Origin of the sequence: Pseudomonas sp. PA-1-3F (assembly GCF_021609665.1) — a bacterium.
In the GTDB taxonomy this organism is placed as follows: domain Bacteria; phylum Pseudomonadota; class Gammaproteobacteria; order Pseudomonadales; family Pseudomonadaceae; genus Aquipseudomonas; species Aquipseudomonas paracarnis.
Genome location: NZ_WJZD01000007.1, coordinates 64242 through 79846, shown reverse-complemented (window position 1 = coordinate 79846; position 15605 = coordinate 64242). Strand labels below are relative to the sequence as shown.

Annotated in this window: 15 protein-coding genes; 9 read left to right on the top strand and 6 right to left on the bottom strand. The window is 58.7% G+C overall.

What is annotated here, in order from left to right; all coding sequences use genetic code 11:
* Window positions 1-29: 29 nt before the first annotated feature.
* The 3 genes from GIV26_RS06700 to GIV26_RS06690 all read right to left on the bottom strand — a co-directional run bounded on the left by GIV26_RS06700 (window position 30) and on the right by GIV26_RS06690 (window position 2619).
* Window positions 30-311 carry a hypothetical protein gene (locus tag GIV26_RS06700; RefSeq protein ID WP_020303208.1) on the bottom strand — a complete coding sequence of 94 codons (282 nt, stop codon included), beginning with the start codon at window positions 309-311 and terminating at the stop codon, window positions 30-32.
* Window positions 312-484: 173 nt separating this feature from the next.
* On the bottom strand, window positions 485-1774 hold the full coding sequence (locus tag GIV26_RS06695; protein ID WP_236279713.1) for an SDR family oxidoreductase: 1290 nt from the start codon (window positions 1772-1774) through the stop codon (window positions 485-487).
* 80 nt (window positions 1775-1854) lie between these two features.
* Entirely contained in the window at window positions 1855-2619 is a 765-nt protein-coding gene (locus GIV26_RS06690) for an OBAP family protein (protein WP_236279712.1), read from the bottom strand.
* Between the two features lie 192 nt (window positions 2620-2811).
* On the opposite strand from GIV26_RS06690, the gene GIV26_RS06685 reads away from it, so the two are divergent.
* Window positions 2812-3873, top strand: coding sequence for a M28 family peptidase (locus GIV26_RS06685; RefSeq protein ID WP_236279711.1), 1062 nt, complete (start codon window positions 2812-2814; stop codon window positions 3871-3873).
* Window positions 3874-3907: 34 nt separating this feature from the next.
* Here the strand turns inward: GIV26_RS06685 and GIV26_RS06680 are convergent, their stop codons facing one another.
* The gene (locus tag GIV26_RS06680) at window positions 3908-4306 is read right to left on the bottom strand and encodes a low affinity iron permease family protein (RefSeq protein WP_236279710.1); all 399 of its coding nucleotides are present in this window, start codon (window positions 4304-4306) and stop codon (window positions 3908-3910) included.
* A gap of 122 nt (window positions 4307-4428) precedes the next feature.
* Between GIV26_RS06680 and GIV26_RS06675 the strand changes: the two genes are divergently transcribed.
* On the top strand, window positions 4429-4929 hold the full coding sequence (locus GIV26_RS06675; protein WP_054895711.1) for a CinA family protein: 501 nt from the start codon (window positions 4429-4431) through the stop codon (window positions 4927-4929).
* Between the two features lie 19 nt (window positions 4930-4948).
* Here the strand turns inward: GIV26_RS06675 and GIV26_RS06670 are convergent, their stop codons facing one another.
* Together GIV26_RS06670 and GIV26_RS06665 are read right to left on the bottom strand one after the other, a co-directional pair.
* On the bottom strand, window positions 4949-5227 hold the full coding sequence (locus GIV26_RS06670) for a hypothetical protein (RefSeq protein WP_020303212.1): 279 nt from the start codon (window positions 5225-5227) through the stop codon (window positions 4949-4951).
* Window positions 5228-5232: 5 nt separating this feature from the next.
* Window positions 5233-5487, bottom strand: coding sequence for a hypothetical protein (locus tag GIV26_RS06665; RefSeq protein ID WP_127881745.1), 255 nt, complete (start codon window positions 5485-5487; stop codon window positions 5233-5235).
* 192 nt (window positions 5488-5679) lie between these two features.
* Here GIV26_RS06665 and GIV26_RS06660 point away from each other — a divergent pair, with 192 nt between their 5' ends.
* The 7 genes from GIV26_RS06660 (at window position 5680) to GIV26_RS06630 (ending at window position 15345) form a co-directional block, all read left to right on the top strand.
* On the top strand, window positions 5680-6894 hold the full coding sequence (locus GIV26_RS06660; protein WP_054895710.1) for an EAL domain-containing response regulator: 1215 nt from the start codon (window positions 5680-5682) through the stop codon (window positions 6892-6894).
* 20 nt (window positions 6895-6914) lie between these two features.
* Window positions 6915-7337 carry a hypothetical protein gene (locus tag GIV26_RS06655; protein WP_032892354.1) on the top strand — a complete coding sequence of 141 codons (423 nt, stop codon included), beginning with the start codon at window positions 6915-6917 and terminating at the stop codon, window positions 7335-7337.
* Between the two features lie 137 nt (window positions 7338-7474).
* Window positions 7475-8809, top strand: a complete 1335-nt coding sequence (locus tag GIV26_RS06650; RefSeq protein WP_054895709.1) for an EAL domain-containing protein — start codon at window positions 7475-7477, stop codon at window positions 8807-8809.
* Window positions 8810-9133: 324 nt separating this feature from the next.
* Window positions 9134-9799, top strand: coding sequence for a response regulator transcription factor (locus tag GIV26_RS06645; RefSeq protein ID WP_032892352.1), 666 nt, complete (start codon window positions 9134-9136; stop codon window positions 9797-9799).
* A gap of 151 nt (window positions 9800-9950) precedes the next feature.
* On the top strand, window positions 9951-10616 hold the full coding sequence (locus GIV26_RS06640; protein WP_003190442.1) for a response regulator transcription factor: 666 nt from the start codon (window positions 9951-9953) through the stop codon (window positions 10614-10616).
* 29 nt (window positions 10617-10645) lie between these two features.
* Complete coding sequence (locus tag GIV26_RS06635; RefSeq protein WP_054895708.1) at window positions 10646-13006, top strand: ATP-binding protein; 2361 nt, start codon at window positions 10646-10648, stop codon at window positions 13004-13006.
* Window positions 13003-15345 carry an ATP-binding protein gene (locus tag GIV26_RS06630; protein ID WP_054895707.1) on the top strand — a complete coding sequence of 781 codons (2343 nt, stop codon included), beginning with the start codon at window positions 13003-13005 and terminating at the stop codon, window positions 15343-15345. Before GIV26_RS06635 ends, GIV26_RS06630 begins: the two co-directional genes overlap by 4 nt.
* Window positions 15346-15605: the final 260 nt, after the last annotated feature.

Genomic DNA, 15605 nt, shown 5'->3' with positions numbered 1-15605 from the left:
GATGACTGGGCGCAAGGCATGGATGAAGCCTAATCATCTACCGTAAAGGTGACCCATCCAGGCCCATCGGCCGGGCGTTGCAGTTCGGCGATGACACCGCTGACGGAGGATCCGTCGGGCAAATTGACGGTGATAAAGTTGGGATTGCCAGGCCAATCCATTGGCGTGTCAAAGTCCAGGCGCGCGATGGTCGGTTTACCGCTACTGGTCATTTGAATGTTTTTTGATTCGTTAAGGCGTTCATCTGAGGGTGTTCCAAGATGGCGCGAGGCAGTGATGACACTGGCAATACCTTGGTAGTCGTAAGACATGCTGGGTTACCTCATGTAAAGGGAACAACGAAGATCAAATGTGGGAGCGGGCTTGCTCGCGAAGACGTCCGTCCATTAAACATTGACGTGACTGATCCACCGCCTTCGCGAGCAAGCCCGCTCCCACAGAGGAGTTGCGCTTGACTGGCTGCTATTCGGGATTTGCCCCGTTTTCATTTGTGACGAGCCGAATATTTGCGCGCAACGACAACGCTGCCCACTAGCAGCGCTGCGCCTATTGCAACCATCCCATAGGGCGTACGGCGGGTTTGCCGCCAGCCGCCTTCGACACGACGTTCGCCGCTTGCCGGGGTGTAGAGGTTGCCCGTAGAGGTCGCGGCGCGCTGGCTGCGCTCCAGGCCGAGGCGGGTAAGCCAGCCGGATAGCCGCGAAAAGCCAGGCAGCAAAAAATGCGCGACGCGGGCCACGGTGGCAGCGCTGCCTACCGTGGTGCTGTCCCTCGGTTGCAACGCACAGGCCACCATCGCTTGCGCGACTTTATGTGGGTCGTAGACCGGTGGCGGTGGCGTCAACTCGTGGCCGGTAAAATTGCCGCCATCGCGAAAGCCCGGTGTGTCCATCACGGCGGGATAGATGTCGCACACATGAATATCCGGGTAGTCAGTCAGCTCGCCGCGCAGTGCCTCAGTCAGGCCGCGCAGGCCGTATTTACTGGCGGAGTAGGCGACGGCATAGGGCTGGGCTACCCAACTGCCCAGCGACAAGGTGTTGATCAGAGTGCCGCGGTGCTGGGCTTTGAAATAGGGCCACACCACGTGGGCGCCGCGCAGGTACCCGAGCAGGTCGGTTTGCAGCACCTGTTCGTGGGCTTCCAGGGGCGTGTCCTCGAAACTGCCGACGGCGCCTACTCCGGCGTTGTTGATCCAGATATCGATGCGGCCATTGCCGAAGGCCGCCGCCTGTTCGGCAAGGGCGCGCATCTGGTCGCCCTGGGTTACATCGGTTTTAACGGCGATGGCCTCGGCGCCACGCGCAGCGCATTCCTCGACCACCTCTTCCAAGGCTTTTTCATCTCGGGCCGCCAATATCAAGCGGGTACTTTGCTCGGCAAAGGCGTGAGCAGCCGCGCGACCAATGCCACTGGAGGCGCCGGTGATCACCACGGTCTTGCCGTGCAGTTTCCCCTTGGCCTGCATGACGCCAGGCGAATCCTCGGGCACGTGGACGGGCACCGGGTGCAGTTGCAGGCGGGTACCGTCAGTCAGTATCAGGGTCAGGTTTTCGACGGTGCCAGCGACGCGGTCGGGAAACACCGGTTCGCCTGTGGCGTCGAGCTCATCATAGATAAAAGTCTGGCCTTCAAGCCATCCGACGGCCGTCATCAATTCAGGGCCCAGGTAGTACTTTCCGTCCAGGAAAAACCCGCTGAAGTTCGGTGTGCGCTCCAGGTTTTCCACGGCGTATCGCTCGCCAGGCCTCATTCCGGTTGCGGTATCAATCATTATGACATCCTCCTTTTGCTGGTCTTGGGTAGAGAAAGGCCCGCAAATGATCGTTCAATCCAAATGACTGAATGGCGGTGTCAATGTTGATGGGCCTTCAGGGTCGGGTCGGCGATCTGGATAACCGTGCCCTGGCGCCACGCGTCCGCCCCAGGGGCGATGGGCGGCGCGGGGATATCGGCGCGCGTCTTTTTCTTGTCGGCACTGTCGATGCCCAGGCGTTTATCGCGTTCGGCGACCATACGCGGGTCAGCCTGGCCGTCGGCGGTAAAGCCCATCATCAGCTGAGGCACGCCTAACGGGAGGCGTTTATCCAGATCGGTATGCCAGGTGTGCCAGGTCTTGCCGTAGGTGTGCACCAGCTTCTCCATCAGCGCATGTTCCGCCACCTCAGGAATTCCCGGCGCGACCAGTTGCCCTGACTTCACTTCATGCACATGGCTGTGCCACAGCGCCTTTTCAGGCGCGGGCAACGTGTTGAACTGCGCCTCGCTGATGATGTACTCCACGCCCATCAACTTCGCATCCTTGCGGTTGCCGTCGTAGATCACGCACTGGATAACCTCTTCATTGAGGATTGCGCAGTAGTGATGGGCTTCCATTTGTACATCGGGATGGCCGTTGTAGAAGTGAAAGCCGTCCAGGTAGGCGTTCAGTGCGTCAATCGGCGGGCGTGATTGCAGCAGGGCGGCGCCGGCTTCCAGTGTTCGGGTCGAGGGTGTTGTGGGTTTTCCGGGGGCCTCGACATTCGTGGGTGAGTTGTTGCCAGCGCAGGCGCTGAGCAGGGCCAGCGTCAGTGCTGCGGCCAGGGATTGGGTCACTTGATGGATGGGGTTGTCAGTCATGGTCGGCTGCCTCCTGTTGCCGGTGTGTTCATGCGCGATGATCAAAGCCAGGTTTGATCCTGTTCTCGTTGGAAAGACGCGCGTACGGGGCGTTCAAAATGCTTTGAGTTGAACACTCACTCATTCATCAGGTCGTTTTTTATAGAGGCGCTGACAGCGCAATTGCTTACCTGCCAGTGAGGTGTTCATCCCATGCACAAGACTGAAAATCCAGCGTCGACGCTGCTTACCCAATTGCTCCAGGCACGCGGGCCGGGCGGTCAGGAGGACGAGGTGCGCGCCATATGCCTGGAAAGCCTGACGCCGTTGTGCGATGAGGCCTGGGTCGATCAGGCGGGTAATGTGGTGGGTTTGATCAAGGGCAAGCACAGCGATGCCGAGCCTGCCGGTGCGGTTAAAGTCATGGCACATATGGATGAAATCGCCATGGTGGTTAAACGCGTCGAGGCGGATGGCACGTTGCGGGTGACGGCGCTGGGTGGGGCCAACCCGGTCAACTTTGGCGTGTGCCCGGTGGATATCCTGGGGGACACACGCATCCTTCCTGGCGTGCTGTCCTTTGGCTCGATGCACGCCACCAGTAATACGGCACAAGGGGCTGATGTGCTCTCGGGCGATGTGCACTGGAACGACGTTCATGTGATCACGCGATGCACTGCCCAGGCATTAGGCGAGCACGGCATTCGGCCAGGAAGCCGTGTGGTGCTGAGCCGTCATTGGCGTGAGCCCTTCCAAGTGGGCGATGCCATTGCCGCGCATTTTCTGGATGACCGCGCCCCGATTGCTGCCGTTCTGCATACAGCCCAGCTGCTGGCTTCGCGCCGGGAGGCGTTGGCCAGGGATGTCTATCTGGTATTCACCACGCTCGAAGAGGAGTGCAATGCCGGGGCAATGTATGCCGCGTCGACGCTACCCGGCGACACCACCATCGCGGTGGAGGTGGGGCCGGTCATGCAGGAATACGGCACGCGCCTGGCCGTCGACCCGATCATCAATACGGGGGACCAGAAAGGCTATTACACCCGGGCGGTGGTCAACGACCTGGCGGCTGCCGCAGAGCGCTGCGGCTACAGCCCCCAATATGCGCTGTTGGTGGATTTCGCTTCGGATGCCAGTGCGGTCATGAGTAACGGGACCTGTGCCCGCGCCGGCTGCCTGGCCATTCCAACGGAAAATACCCATGGTTATGAATTGATACTGGATGGGGCGGTGCAGGCCTGTGCCGCGACATTGGCCGAGTACCTTGCAACCTGATAGACGGGGCAAGGTACGCTGACCGGCGTGGGGCTCAGATTGGGCCGCTTGGAGAATCTGTCTCCTGCCTGATTTCATCGGCCGCATTGGGTTGCCCCAGCTTGCTGTATTGCTCGCGCAATTTTTGCAACTCTCGCGACCCAAGCTTATCCAGGCTTAACGCCGCATTGTGAGCTTCTTTGGTGGCACGAATCAGCTCGTCCAGTTTCAGATGAAGAATATTGTTGTCGCGGTTCTGGGTATTCTGGATCAGGAACACCATCAGGAAGGTGATGATGGTAGTGGAGGTGTTGATGATTAACTGCCAGGTGTCGTTGTAATGAAAGTAAGGCCCGGTGAGCGCCCAAACAGCAATCAAGCTGACGGCTGTCAGAAAGGTTTTTGAGCTGCCCGCCTGGTTGGAGAGTTTTTGGCAGAATTTCGCGAACTTCATGGTGCTGTCTCCTGGGGGATGTTCCTCTGTAGACCCCAGCAGAATTTCGAAATTCTTTTTTACAAATCGTTTTTTTTGACAAAAATCAATGAGCAAATCCCTCTTGCACAGGAGCACTCAGCATGTCGGTCGCTGCTTCTATCGTTGAATACCTCAAGCATCATCAGTTGGTCATCACGACGGCGGAGTCGTGTACCGCAGGCAAGATCATCACCTTGCTTTCGCAGGTCGACGGCAGCGGTTCGTGGATCGAAAGCGGGTACGTGGTGTATTCGCCAGAAGCGAAACAGCGGCTGTTGAACGTGCGTCGCTATACCATCGATACCTTCAATCTCACCAGCTGTGAGGTCGCCCAGGAAATGGCCCAAGGCGCGCTGCGCGACAGCCCCGCTGATGTGGCGGTCGCCACCACTGGCCTGCTGGGGCCGGATGGAATTGATGGCATTCCCCCAGGCACTGTCTGTTTTGCCTGGGCCTATCGAAACGGCGGGGCACTGAGTGTGTTCAGTCGCAAGGAACGCTTTATGGGTTCTCGTGAGCAGGTGCAGTTGGCCGCGTCTCTTCATGCATTGAAATGGCTGCCGCATTTTCACCAACGGGCGATGGTCGGTGAACGCGCCTAATGCTGCCAAGTGTGCGCGTTTACGGCTGCGGTTCGATGTCCATCAGCAAGTCGCCGTTGGTCAAGGATTCAGCCTCCTGCACCACGCCACGATAGGCCTGACCATTCCATTCAAAGCTAATCCAGTGGGCCTTCGGCAATAGCTTTGGCCATGGCGGTGCAAGCCGCAACTGCACGCCGGGCGCAGTGCGCACAAGTTGCCCCATGCATTCGCTGGCGAGCGTGTTCACACCGAACAGCGTGTCATGCAGGTATTGAATGTTGACCGGTTGCAGCGTTGCGTCAGTAGCGTCTGGCATATCTGTTACCCCACCGATGACAGCCAGAAAGACTGTCTGGCGATGACCATTTCTTCACGTATTTCCCGCACAAGCCGGTTGATCCCCGAAACACCGTGGTAGTGGGCGCGGTTGATGTTGGCGATGGTGAATTGGTCCATACCGTGCGCCGTTACAGTGACTGAAAGGCTGCCGTCCGGGTTGAGCACGCACTTGACCGCGCACTTTGGAAGGCGAGCGGAAAGGGCCGTTTCGATTTCGGCTTTCGTTAACGTATCCATGAGTTCACCGCATAAAGGACTCAGCGCGTTAAGGCTAGCTCAGAATCAGTTGGCGTAAATACTGGCAAGGTAATGGCTGCTGGGGCAGATGTTCTACCTTACATATTTCTGGCCCTTTCTAGGAGCGTTCCTAAATACGCCGGCTGAAGGTCTGCCGATAATTCGCACATCCCCACTTATGTGTGCTCTGCCATGTCCTTCCTACCTATTCGTGTTCTGGTCATCGAAGAACACCCGTTCAAGCGGCTTGTTGCCACCCAGGTGTTCCGGGAGGTCGGGTGTGAAGAGGTGGCCGCCGTTGCCGATGTCGTGGCGGCCGTTGAGTTGCTCGAGCGTACCGGGCCTGTCGATATCGCCTTGTGCAACTTGAAGGACGAGGGCGCACACGGCTTGAGGGCCATCGAAGTGCTCGGCCGTGGCCACTTGGCTAAAGCGCTCATTATGTTCAGCGCCCATGGCACGGACCTGCACGATGCAATTGATCGCATGGCAGGCCTGTTGGGCATCAGTGTATTGGGTTATGTGGACTTCCCGGTGCCAGCAAGCGCCATTGCGCCTATGCTCAGCCGCTACTTGGAGAGGATTGGCGCGCCGACAAAGCAGGCGCGCCGAAGCAGCCGGTCTGGGTTCTTGAGCAAGGCCTGCGTGGCTGGGGGTTTTTCAAGGCATGAGTTCAAGGCGTTCTTCCAGCCCAAGTTCAATTTGAGCACGGGGCACGTGCGCGGTTTTGAAGTGCTGGCGCGTTGGCAACATCCACAGTACGGCCTGTTGTATCCGGCAGATTTTTTGCCGCTGCTCGCTCAAGTTGGCGCATTGGATGAACTGTTCTTCGCGCTGTTGCAACAAGGCCTTGAGTTCTTGCAGCAGTCGGCAGAGCAGCAGCAGGTCTTATCGCTGGCATTCAACCTGGAGTCCGACCAGCTCGGTCGTGGCTCATTATTGCCGCGTCTTTGCGATTCACTCCAATCCCACGCCATTGCTGCGTGTCGTCTGACGTTTGAAATCACTGAATGCGGCCTGCTGGAAGTTTCTCCCGCCGTGCTCGACACCCTGATACGACTGCGCATGATGGGTGCCGGCCTGTCGATTGATGACTTCGGCACCGGCTATTCCTCGCTGGAGCGCCTGTGCCAGTTGCCGTTTACCGAAATCAAACTGGACGCCGCATTTACCCGCGATCTTCAAAGCAGTGCGCGCAACCGTGCCGTGGTCAGTAGCACATTGGCACTGGGCGAGGCACTGGGCATGCGAGTGGTGGTGGAGGGCGTCGAGAACGAAAACCAGCGCCAGGGATTACTGAAGCTGGGATGCAACGAGGCCCAGGGCTATCTCTGTGCTCGTCCCATGAACGCTGCGCGCGCGTTGGCCTGGCTGGCGACCCAGTTGAACTCGCGCAGCAATATTTGATGTCAATCAGGAGGGCTTTTATGTCCAATCCACGTTTGCGGATCGCGTTGGTAGATAGCGATGCCACCCGGCGAATGAGTATTGAAAAAGACCTTGGCCATTTGGGATACCACCGCGTTGTGCCTGTCGATTCCCTCAAGGTGTTGATTACGTTATTGGATAACGCAAGGGATGTATTTGATCTGTTGGTGATCAATGAAGAAACCGTGCACGCGGCGGGCGCACAGTTTAAGCAAATGCTTGAGGAGTACGCGTGTGTCAGACATTCATTGATTTATCAGGGCGTGACCCTGCAAGCGTTTCCCGATAATCCAGTCACGGCGCAACGCTGCGGCTTTATTGCCTCCGGTGTTCCGGACCGATCGATTCTGGCGCGCGTCATGGATCGGGTGGATGTGCAAATAAAACAGCGCTCGGGCAGACCGTTGCTGGAATCCAATTAATCCTGATGTGAGCTATTGCACGCTTTTCGCGGGACCCGCCACCGCCTCATTTTTATGCTTTTAGTCCCATTCCTATTTGCTTCTTTTTAGGCACTGATAAGCTTTTTCGCTGAAACAATCTCGGGAAATTCTTTGTCATGATCTTAAATGCCGCCGTGCCTAACGAGTTCAGCGCCCTGCGCGTGATCACGTTGGCAACCGACCCTGCGTGTGTCTTGCGCCTCGCCTCTGCGTTGGGTGGCATGGGGGTCACGCCGCTGGCCACGGTCGCCTCGCTGGAGGCGCTGCAGGCGTGGTTAAGCGCGCACCGCGTGGACATCATCGTGTGCGAAATCCGCTCCGAGTGTGGCGATGGCTTGATGTTGCCAAGTGTGCTCAAAGCACTGCATGACGCGGGTACGTTAATGCAGTTTCCGAGTATTTTCTGGACCGGCGAAACCACCCTGAATGTGCAGGAAAATTTGATCGAAGCAACAGTTACACCGGCGTGCGAAGCGCCCGCTAAGCAGTTGTGGGTCAAGCACATGGGCGGCGTAGCCATCAGCGCACTGGAATCCCATTCGCGCCTGGCGCAGTCGGCGGGAATCAGCGTGCAGATCTTGCGTGACGGTGGCCCGCTGGAGCTGGGCGATGCCTTGCGCACGGTGCTGCTGACCCTCGCTCAACCGGACCCCAAGCTGCAGGCCATGACGTTTGAGTCGCTGGCTGAGGATGAAGTCATCAACGCCCTGACCACCGGCGAGGGATTGCGCTTTGTCTTTCAGCCACAGTTCGAGTTGCTGAGCCGGCGCATCGTCGGCGCTGAGGCGTTGGTGCGCTGGAAGCACCCGCGCTTTGGTGAAATTCCGCCTGCGGTGTTGATGCCGCTGGTCAACCGTCTCGGCCTGGACCTGTTGCTGTTCAGCCTGGTGGAGATGTGGACTCTGCGCGTGATGCTAGCGTTAAAGCGCGAAAACATTACGATCCCTATCGCGGTGAATGCGTCGGCCAAGACCCTGTGCACCCCCAATTTTGCCGAGCGCCTGGCCTTGCGCATGCGCCAGGCAGATCTGCCGAGCCGCTTGCTGAAAGTCGAACTGACCGAAGATGTGCAGGAGCCGGATGAGCTGCATCTTTCGGCGTCATTGACGACTATTCGCGCCAAGGGTTTTCAGGTTTCGCTGGATGACTTCGGCAGCGGCGCAGCCACTTTCAAGCTGTTGGCGAACCTGTCGTTTGATGAAATGAAAATCGACGGCTCGTTTGTGCGCGGTGTCGAGCAGCACGCCTCGTCACGCAAGGTGATCGCAGGCATTGTGAACTGGGCAGGTCTGCTTAACCTGAGCCTGGTGGCGGAGGGGATCGAGGACGAGTCCACGATCCCCCTGCTGCACCGCCTGGGTTGCCGGGTAGGGCAGGGCTATGCGCTGGCGCGCCCGATGGAAATAGACGCCTTCTTGAACTTTGTGATTGAGCGGGAAAAGAACGGCTGAGGCTGTAAAGTTTGGCGGGCAGGTAAGTATTGGAACTTGATGTGTGTAGGTCAGCTCTTGGTTTTTAGGAGTTTTCTTATATTAAGTTTTTCGCAGATCTATTAAGTTTTATACCGTTGTTATTGTGAAGAATTGGCGCATTTTTTAACTGCGATGGTGAGCCTGTGCGCGTTAAGTTATAGGGAGTGAGCGTGTGGCGTGTGATGTTCAGTTGCACGGATGTAATTGATGAAATGGATGAGTCTGAGAGGACCTTAACTTATTCAGAGTGAGGCAGCGCTGTTGTCCATTTTTTTGCACGCTATACAGAGTGTTCCGTCATTTATGAAACGCCTACAAATTGCTTTGCTGGATGATCATGCAATCGTGCGGCATGGTTTGGTCAATCGGTTGGTACAGGAACCTGATTTTGAAGTGGTGGGGGTCTACGCTCGCAGTCGTGAGTTGATGGCCGGCCTGCTGACACACCCGGCCGAGGTGTTGTTGCTCGATTTTGTGCTCGGCCCTCATGAGCTGGATGGCATCCTGCTGATCCGTGCTCTGCGGGTAAAGTACCCGGGCTGCCGAATCCTGGTGTTTTCCACTCACCATGACGCGGCCACGGTGATTCTTGCCCTGCGCGTCGGTGCCCGTGGGTTTATCGGCAAGGGTGAAGACATGAGCCAATTGATCAGCGCAGTGCGGCTGGTGGCCTCGGGCGCTGTCTACCTGAGTGCTGACATGGCCTATCGGGTGGCCGAAGCCACGGCGGTCAACTATGACGGTGAGGAGCAATCACGCGATGACGCGATGCGTTTTGTCAGCTTGTCTGCGCGGGAGCAAGAGGTGATCCGCTGTTACCTGTCGGGCATGACCATCACCGAAATTGCTGAAAAATTCAGCCGCAGTATCAAGACCATCAGTTCGCAAAAGGCCTCGGCTTTTCGCAAGTTGGGCGTGATGTCCAACAACGAGCTGTTTCGGATCAAGCACATCATCGAGAGTGTTTAACGCTAAACGCAGGCCACGCCGACGCGCGCAAAAACAGCGGTAGGCGGGCGTGCCCTTTGGCGGTTGTTGCATATACTCCTTGAAGTGCCGTAATAGCTGTCCCTGTTGTTTGACCGCGCCACCTAAGCGGGGCCAAGTGGGTTCGAATACGATGAAACCTGTACGCATTGCTCTATTGGACGACCACGCTGTTGTTCGGCATGGGCTCGCCAACACCTTGGCGGCCGAGGCCAACTTTGACGTGGTTGGCATTTATGAAAAAAGCCGCGACTTGCTCGCCGGCCTGGTCAGCGCTCCGGCTGACCTGCTGCTGCTGGATTTCTCCCTGAGCCCCGACGAGATGGATGGCGTATCGCTGATCCGCGCCTTGCGGGTCAAGTTTCCCAGTTGCCAGATCCTGGTGTTGTCCGCCCATCATGACCCGGCTACCGTGGCCCTGGCCATGCGGGTCGGTGCCCGTGGCTTTGTTGGCAAGGGCGAGGACATGACGCAAGTGGTCAAGGCCATTCGCAAGGTGGTCTCCGGCGCGGTGTACCTGAGCACCGACATGACGTATCGCCTGGCGGAAACCGTCACCAGCGAGACGCGCAAAGACCCCAGCGAAGCCTCGGATGCCCTGGTCCAGGCCGAGCTGACCAGCCGTGAGCAGGAGGTGATCCGCTGCTATCTGGCGGGCATGACCGTGAGTGAAATCGCAGAAAAATTCAATCGCAGCATCAAGACCATCAGCACCCAGAAAACCTCAGCGTTTCGCAAATTGGGGGTCACCTCGAACAATGAACTGTTCAAGCTCAATAAAATCATCGGCTCACCATGAGGCGATGGCGACCGGGTGCCCTCTTATTCATGTTGCTGATGCTGGATGCCGCGCTTGCCTGTGCGGCGCCGGTTGAGCTGACGGAGCAGGAGCGGCTGTGGATAGCGCAGCATCCGGTCCTTCGAGTGGGGGTGATGGAAAACCTGGTCCCCTTCGAGTACATGAGTAATGGCGTGCTGCAAGGGCGGCCGGTGCAGTACCTGCAATATGTGCGCGATGCCACGGGGCTTGAATTCACCTATGTGCCGGTCAAGACCCGGGCTGCACGTGAGCGCATGCTGTTGGATGGCCAGGTAGACCTGCTGTCTTCGCACTTTCGCTTTCGTGACGAGCCGCCTATCGAGGATCTTACCGCGCTGGTCTACGACACTACCGTGCCGATCATCGTGACCCGTGTCGACGACGCCGATATTTTTGACCTTGACCAGCTACAAGATAAAACGGTCGTGATCCCCGATGTGGAGTATTACGAGCAGTTGCTCAGAAAAAGGGCACCCCGAGCCACTCTGATCAAAAGCCCCCAGGCCTTGGCCATGCTGAACACCCTCCGGGACGGTGGTGCCGATGCAGTCGTGGCCTCCGAAGCCTTCTTGATGCCCTATTTGTATCGACAGTTTCAGGGCGTGCTGGAAATTTCTGGCGTGGTGGGCAGCAGCATGTTGGATGTGAACATGGCGGTGCGCACCGATAACGCCATGCTGGCCTCGATCATTGGCAAAGCCCTAGGCTCGATCAGCCCCTCACAACAGAATGCGATGTACGAGCATTGGTACCGGGACCTGGAGGTAGATGCGCCGACCCTGTGGGACATCGCCAGCCATTACTTGCATCTTTTGATCCTGGGCATGTTGGCGTTGATTGGCTTGTGTGTGCTGGTCTATCGCGGTTACCGCCAGCAGCGGCAGGCCGAGCGGAACGAGCAGGAAAAAACCATGTTCCTGGCGGTGATGGGTCACGAAATACGCTCGCCAATGAACGCCGTGCTGGCGGCCATGGAGCTGCTGTGGCACACCCGACTCAATGACCAGCAGCGCCACTTCGCGCACTTGGCCAACAGCGGCGCCAATATGCTGGTGCGCTTGCTCGATGATGTGCTGCACCGGCCGGATTCAGGGGCCAAGGCGTTACGTCTGACACTTGAGGCGACGGATGTCATCGCGCTGGTGCATGGCGTAGTGGGCTTGCATCGCCTGCGTGCGGGGGAAAAACACTTGAGTCTGAATGTGAGCGTGCAGACACCCCTGCCGTCGTTGTGGCTTGACCGTTCGCGGCTGACGCAGGTGTTTCATAACCTGTTGTCTAACGCCATCAAGTTCACCGATACCGGCGCTGTTGACATCACCCTGCGCCTGGAAGACTTGCTGGACGGTAAGCATCAGTTGCAGGTTGAAGTCCGCGACACCGGCATCGGTATGGGCGAAGCGGTGCAGGCCTCTTTGTTCCGGCCTTATGCCCAGGCGAGTCAGTCCTACAAGCGTGCGGGAGGCAGCGGCCTGGGGCTGATGATATGTCGGCAATTGGTCGATTTGATGCAAGGCTCGCTGACCCTGCGCAGCGAGCCGGGAGTGGGGACGTGTATCAACCTGTACTTGCCCGCAACCCTTGCCCCTGAGGCCGCTGAACCGACGCGAGCCCCAGCCCCAATGCCTTTGCATGTCACCGATGGTTTGCAGCTGCTGGTGGTGGAAGACACCCTGGCCAACCAGGAAGTGCTGCGGGCGCAAATCAGCGGGTTTGGTTGTGTGCCAGTGATTGCCGCCGATGCGGCCCAGGCCCGCGTGCGGTTCGCTGAGCGCGCTTACGCGTTGGTATTGATGGACTGCGACCTGCCGGATCAGGACGGCTACAGCCTGGTCTGCGAACTGCGGGCGCTCGAACAGCAATGGGGGCGAGCGCGCTGCCCGATCATTGCCATTTCCGCCTTGACCGGCGAGCAGCACCTTCAACGCTGCCTGGCGGCGGGCATGGATGGGGCGTTGAGCAAGCCCATACGTCTGGGGCAGTTGAGTGACGTGATCGAGCAGTGGTGCGGCGTCACGTTGGCGGCACCGCGTGCCAGCTTGATGGCCCCGACACTTGATCAGGCCGCTATCAACCGTGAGATGGCGGCCGACCTGGGGAGCCTGCTCAGGGCGATGGCGCTCTGTGATCGCCCTTCGGCCATCCATGTTGCCCATCGGTTACACGGCGCGGCACTGATCATCGAATGGCCGGCCCTGGCCCAGGCGGCCGCGCACATGGAGAACCTGTTGCGGGCAGAGGAGGGCTGGGGCAACCCGGTTTACGTGCACACGCTTCAGGCGTTGGTTCAGCACTGGCGTGCCGTGAGCGAGGAGACCCCGCTGGACATGCTGGCCATGGTCGCGCCGCCGCCGATGACGCAACAATGAAGGTTGTACGGTTGCGCCTGCTGCTGGGGTGGTTGCTGCTGGCAAGCGCGGGCCTGGCCGATGCGCAGGCCGACCCGCCGTCGATGACCTTGACCCAGCAAGAGCGTGACTGGATCGCCGCCAACCCCGTGCTGCGTGTCGGTGTGTTCGACAACCTGCTGCCCTTCGAGTACATCAGCGACGGCCAGTTGCGTGGGCTATCGGCCAAGTACCTGGGTTTGATTGCGGCGCGTACGGGCCTGCATTTTCAGTCGGTGGTCACCGGCAATCGTAGCGCCCGCAAGGACATGCTGATCAGCGGCGAGGTGGATATCTTGCCAACCCGGCGCCGCGACGACGATCCGGTCAAGGACCTGGGCATGCGCTATACGACGCCCTACAACACCAGTTCCACCATCCTCGTCAGCCGCTTTGGCCAACAGCCATTCGTGGACCTGGAACAACTTGCCGGCAAACGCCTGGTGATGTTGGGGCGCGAGGGGTATCAGGCGTTTTTGCAGCAGAAAGTCCCCGGCATAACGGTGATCTCCGGCCAGAACGCTGTCGACATCATGGCGATGGTCAAGGACGGTCGGGCGGATGCCGCCATCGCCTCTGAATGGTTACTGATCCCCTATCTTTCCCGGCAGTATCAGGGGGTGTTGCAAGTATCCGGGGTGGTGCCGCAATTGCACACCGGCGTGAGCATGGCGGTGCGTGACAGCGACGCGATCCTGTTGTCGATCCTGGAAAAAGTGCTGGGGTCCATCAGCAACGATGAGCGCAAAGCGATCTATGACGCCTGGTTCGATGACATGAACCTGGACATTCCGACGATCAAGGACATCGCCGAGCATTTCCAGGGTGAGTTGTGGCTGTTGCTGTCGGTGGTGCTGCTGTTGATCGCGTTCGCCTGGCAAAGCCGTCGTCAGCGCCGCCAGGCCGTGCAGAGCGAGCGGGAAAAGGCGATGTTTTTGGCGGTGGTCAGCCATGAAGTGCGTTCGCCGATGAACGCGGTGCTGGCGGCTATCGAGTTGTTGGAGCACACACCGCTGGACGAACAGCAGCGCCACTTCACTCAATTGGCCAACAGCGGCGCCAATACCTTGCTGCGGCTGGTGGATGACGTGCTGGACATTTCCAGGATGGAGGCCGGGGAACTGACCCTGACCCTGGAGCCTGTGGACCTCTGGGCCTTAGTCCAGCAGGTGGTGGAGGAGTATCGCGCCGGCGCCGAAGAAAAAGGCCTGTTGCTGACATTGAGTGGTGAACGCCCCAGCGGCCCCTTGATGCTGGAGGGCATGCGCTTGAGTCAGGTGCTGCGCAACCTGATCTCCAATGCGGTCAAGTTCACTGAGGTAGGCGGGGTGGAGGTGCAGCTCAAGGTGGTTGAATGGCCAGAGGTTCCTGTGCCGCACGTGCTGATCCGCATCATCGACAGCGGCATTGGCTTGTCACAGCAGGCGCAGGCCAGCCTGTTTCGGCCCTATGCACGGGCCAAGCACTCTTACAAACGTACCGGTGGTAGCGGGCTTGGCCTGGTGATTTGCCGTCGCCTCGTGAGGCTGATGTCGGGTGAGCTGACCCTCAACAGCACCCAAGGCGTGGGTACTGAGGTTGAAGTCAAACTGTCTGTCGAGTGGGCCAAGACCCTGGATATACCCCAGGCTGAAGCGGCGCAGGCCCAAGTGGAGGGTAACGGTGTACACGTGTTGGTGGTGCAGGCGCCTGTGACCGGCCAACAGACACTGCCTGCACACCTGCAAGCGCTGGGTTGTAGGGTGTTGCTGGCGGTTGATGGCGCCCAAGGGTTGACGCTATTCAATGTGCGACGGGTCGATATGGTATTGATCGATTGCGACTTGCCAAACAGTGAAATCGAGCCGCTGGCGGGCGCCTTTCGTGAGTTGGAGCAGGTGTTGCAGCGTGCCCATTGTCCGCTTGTAGCTGTCGCGGGCTTCAGCGATAACGAGCACCTTGAGCGTTGTTTTGATGCGGGGCTCGACGGGGTGCTGGTCAAGCCGGTTACACCGGCCAAGTTGCAGCAGATGATCGAGCTTTGGTGTGACATGCCGCAAGGTCCGCTGCCGGCAATGCCCAAGGAAGAGCCAGAGGAGGAGTCGCATATCCTGCGCACGGCCTTCAACGACTTGATCGAGGCACTGGCCTTGCGCGAGCGAAGCCAAGCGTTGCAGGCAGTTCAGCGTCTGCACGAGGCGGCGCTGGGGCTGGAGCGGGACGACCTGGTGGGCACTGTCGAAAGCCTGGGACGGCTATTGCGCGATGAGCGTGACTGGCCAGCGCAGCAGATTGCCGAGCGTCTCAGCGTGCTGCTTGGTCAAAGGCCTGCGCCAGCATAGCCTCGTTGCTGTACCCGCTCGTTCTCACAGGTGGGGCTTGCCTTAATGCCGTTCAGTTAAGCGTATATCGCCCTCTGTAGGAGCGAGCTTGCTCGCGAAAAACGTCAACGATAATGTGTGCTTCCTGAATGAGCGCGGCGCCTGTGAGTTTTTCGCGAGCAAGCTCGCTCCTACAAAATGCCTTAACTGAACGGCATTAGAGCTTGCCTGCGATAGCCATGGGTATCTATACAACTCTGTAGCGCTCAATGGTAACCACG